The organism is Nostoc sp. FACHB-888 (assembly GCF_014696655.1).
In the GTDB taxonomy this organism is placed as follows: Bacteria; Cyanobacteriota; Cyanobacteriia; order Cyanobacteriales; family Nostocaceae; genus Nostoc.
The window spans coordinates 1-3595 of sequence record NZ_JACJQM010000316.1 but is presented as its reverse complement, the minus strand read 5'-3'; the positions used below and the strand labels follow the sequence as shown (position 1 = coordinate 3595).

Here is a 3595-nt window from a genome sequence, read left to right as displayed (position 1 = left end):
GTGATGTTTTTTCTGTCAGACGTTCCGCGATTACAACTATCGCTATAAATACCCCAGGCATCAATCTTTTTAGTTATCTCACCCCATTCAGATTAAGAAAACCAATCATTATAACACAAAATCAATTCTGCAAGAGGTCTAATGATTGCTTCTGCTGTGCGCCGTGCTATTGCCGAATTTGGTGGTTCTATTGGGGCTGTGTTTATTGATTACTTGCAGCAGATTCCTTTGGAGTCCGGCGGGAACATGGCCTTTGAAGTCGGCAAGATTAGCCGTCAGATTCGGGATATCGCCAAGTCTCACAAAATCCCTGTTTTCTTGGGCTGTCAAATCAATCGGGGCAATCAAACAACGGCTGATAAACGCCCCAATCGTCATCTGTTACGCAACTCTGGTGAGATATTTGAGGTTTGCGACCAATTGATTATGCTTTACCGGGATGCTGTTTACACAAAAGACCCAAGCGATCGCACTATCGAGTTAATTGTTGAGAAAAACCGCCTTTACGGTAAGCTCGGCACTGCGACCATGTTGTGCGATTTATCCACATCGAAATTTTTGAACTTGGCCAGGTAAATTTGGTACATTCTCTCAATTGGGCACTGATAGATGTATTTCTTACGCTTTCGTAGAAAGTAAAGTTAATATTGCCCCTGTTAAATCTACATTCATTGATCTAAGGAGATAAGTACATTGAAACCAGTAACAATTATTAACTTTGGCTGGAGCAAAAGTAAGCATCGGGAAGGGTTATCTTTAGATCAGATGCAAGCGTTTGATTTAATCCATGACTGGTATGCTTCTAACCCTGATATGCCGTTTGTATTGCGAGGTTATGCAGGTACAGGAAAAACGTTTTTAGTACAGCGAGTAATTCAATCGTTTCAGGATTACTTCAAAACACGAGACTTAGATAAAAATAAAAATGTTGGTTTAAGAGTTGCTTTGTGCGCTCCAACGCATAAAGCAAGACATGTATTGGACGCAATGGCTCAAGAGGCAGGTCTTACTGTACATATCTCAACTCTCCACAGCTTACTTCATGTTATGCCTGGAGGAGAATATGATGAGAATGGAAAGCAACAACTTAAACCAAATACTTATTCTAGAGAGCCTTATTATCATGAATTTGACTTAGTAATAGTTGATGAAGCTTCCATGCTAGGGCAAGAACTTTTTAAGTTAATTCCCTCGCGGATTCCTACTATTTTTATGGGAGATCCAGCACAATTGCCACCGATTGAAGATAATGTTGATTCTTCGCCGATCTTTCAGTTGCCTTTGGGAATGGAATTAACGCAAGTCATGAGATATGAAGGGGCAATCGCTACTTATGTAACTGCACTCCGCCAAAATTTAAATTCTCAATTTCCACCACGATTACAGAGTCAGGGGAATATTGAGAAAATGCAATTTGATACTTGGATAGCAGCAGCTATCGACGCTTATAAGTTTTCTCGCTCCTCAGCCAAGATTTTGGCATGGACTAATAATCAAGTTAACAATTTGAATCAGCAAATTCGGGCTGCACTTTATCCGGGTGCTGAACCAATAGAGATTGGAGAAATTCTTTTTGCTAAAGAACCTATTTTCTTAAATGCCGACTCTGGGGAACAAAAAGAAATTTTTATGCATTCCTGTGCTGAATGCGAAGTAAGAGATTTTAAAGAATACTCTGGTAGTAGGCATCATCTAGTGCATAGTCCGTTTAAAACTTATCGGATTGAAATCAAGAATGATCTGGGTAAAGAAGCATCCCTATCAATAATTCACCCTGATTCTTGGGATTTAATTAAATATGCAGTAAATAATGCCAAGAAAGAAATATTTCAACTAACTGCAAATCAAAGAAGCTATGCTTGGCGAGAATATTACGAGTTTTTAGAAACTTACAATTTATTAGTGAAAGGCAGCTTGATGAATCGATTGCAATACGGTTATGCAATTACTGTACATCAATCTCAAGGGGGAACATTTCCTAATTGCTTTGTTGATACCTCAAATATTTTTGGCTGCCGAGATAATGTGATGCGGAATAAGTTATTGTATGTTGCTTATAGTCGGGCTTCGCAACAACTTTACTGCTATAGTAAATGGTAAGATTAAAGGTTTTACCTAGATCCTGAATTAGCATACATTCTCATGTCTAAACACCTCATTAGAAACATGAGAATGCCTTTCTTCTTTAAAAACCACTTTTTTTTCATTTTCAGGCTAACAGTAATCAAATTAAGTATTACATTACTACGAAAATATCTGAATTCCAATTTAAATAATTAGATTTATTTTTTGGAGCATCCACATGAAAGCGCTATCTGTCCGTCAGCCTTGGGCATGGGGAATTATTTACTCTACCAAAAACATAGAAAATCGTGGCTGGCCCATCAATTACCGAGATGATATTCTCATCCATGCAGCGAAAAAGTGTACCAAGAAGGAATATGAAATCGCCTCTATCTTCTTTCAAAGCATGGGTGTGTCTATCCCAGAATTAATCTCTCTACGTCGTGGCCAAGTCATCGGTATTGTCACAATAGTCGATTGCAAGTTTTCACAAGTTGCTTCTGGCTGGGGGATGCCTCTTCAGTACCATTGGAAGCTGGAGAATCCGCGCGAGATTACACCGATTCCTTACATTGGGCAACTGGGGATTTTTGAAGTACCCGATGATTTGGTCATGGAGGCGGCTGCATGACTAAAACAGTAATAGCTGAGTTATCTGCAATACCCGAAAAATTCTTAGAGAAAGTGGTCAAAGCCTCGCAAGGGGAATCAGTTGGATGTCTTTATCCGTACCTCGAAACTAAAAAGCTACTTGATGGCTCAAACGCTTTTTATCCCCGTGTGATTGGTGAACGTGACCCAAATGACCCCTTTTGTTGGCGATGGGGATTTAATTGGAAAGAGAAAATAAACGGGGCATGGAAAAGCAAAAGTATAGGCTCAATTCCCCCTGGCGCTGTCCACATGATTCGTCTAATGCAACAGCAGGGGGCAACTAGGGAAGATATTATCGCCTTTATCAAAAAAGCGAAATCCAAAAAGTCATCACCAAAATTAGATGTCTGCAAAAATTTTGATAACACAGATAAAAAACCAGTTCTTCCAGATGATGCACCGATCGCTGTAGTACTTTTCGCAGGCGGCGGCGGGATTGAAGCTGGGATGGTACAGGCTGGTATTCGCCCAGTCATTGCAGTAGAGTTTGACCCAAGCAAACCAGAACTGAGCAAGGCGATCGCCAAAACCCATCACCACAACTTTAGCGAGTATGGGTGTAGAATAATCCAGCTAACAGTTCAAGAAGTAGCGCAGTCAGGATTCATAGGTTTTCCCCGCCACCCCGATTACCTCCACGCCTCCCCAGTATGCGCCAACTTTAGCCAAGCTCACACAGCTAAAGCGGGTAAGGGCATTGAAACGGCTGACGACCTGACGGCTGCGATCACTATTGCTGAAGCCATCCGACAGTTGCAGCCACGGGTGTTCACTCTCGAAAATGTTCCACGCTATCAGAACAGTCAGAGTTCATCGGTGAGAGGTTAGGACAAAGTACCTTTTGTCAATCAGTTAAAATACTCAAAACATTTAAATA

4 protein-coding genes are annotated in these 3595 nt (G+C 40.8%); all 4 read left to right on the top strand.

Going from position 1 to position 3595, the window contains the following annotated elements:
• The first annotated feature begins 141 nt into the window (after positions 1 to 141).
• The 4 genes from H6G26_RS39940 to H6G26_RS39925 all read left to right on the top strand — a co-directional run bounded on the left by H6G26_RS39940 (position 142) and on the right by H6G26_RS39925 (position 3546).
• Complete coding sequence (locus tag H6G26_RS39940; RefSeq protein ID WP_242054356.1) at positions 142 to 576, top strand: DnaB helicase C-terminal domain-containing protein; 435 nt, start codon at positions 142 to 144, stop codon at positions 574 to 576.
• 117 nt (positions 577 to 693) lie between these two features.
• Entirely contained in the window at positions 694 to 2100 is a 1407-nt protein-coding gene (locus tag H6G26_RS39935; protein ID WP_190737476.1) for an AAA family ATPase, read from the top strand.
• A gap of 202 nt (positions 2101 to 2302) precedes the next feature.
• Positions 2303 to 2695, top strand: a complete 393-nt coding sequence (locus tag H6G26_RS39930) for an ASCH domain-containing protein (protein WP_190737474.1) — start codon at positions 2303 to 2305, stop codon at positions 2693 to 2695.
• Complete coding sequence (locus H6G26_RS39925) at positions 2692 to 3546, top strand: DNA cytosine methyltransferase (protein WP_190737472.1); 855 nt, start codon at positions 2692 to 2694, stop codon at positions 3544 to 3546. The genes H6G26_RS39930 and H6G26_RS39925 overlap by 4 nt, the downstream gene beginning before the upstream one ends.
• Positions 3547 to 3595 lie beyond the last annotated feature (49 nt).

What these genes read in the sequence shown, in the direction of transcription:
- H6G26_RS39925 (WP_190737472.1), top strand. Translation starts at nt 2,692, where the DNA reads ATGACTAAAACAGTAATAGCTGAGTTATCTGCAATACCCGAAAAATTC.
- H6G26_RS39930 (WP_190737474.1), top strand. Translation starts at nt 2,303, where the DNA reads ATGAAAGCGCTATCTGTCCGTCAGCCTTGGGCATGGGGAATTATTTAC.
- H6G26_RS39940 (WP_242054356.1), top strand. Translation starts at nt 142, where the DNA reads ATGATTGCTTCTGCTGTGCGCCGTGCTATTGCCGAATTTGGTGGTTCT.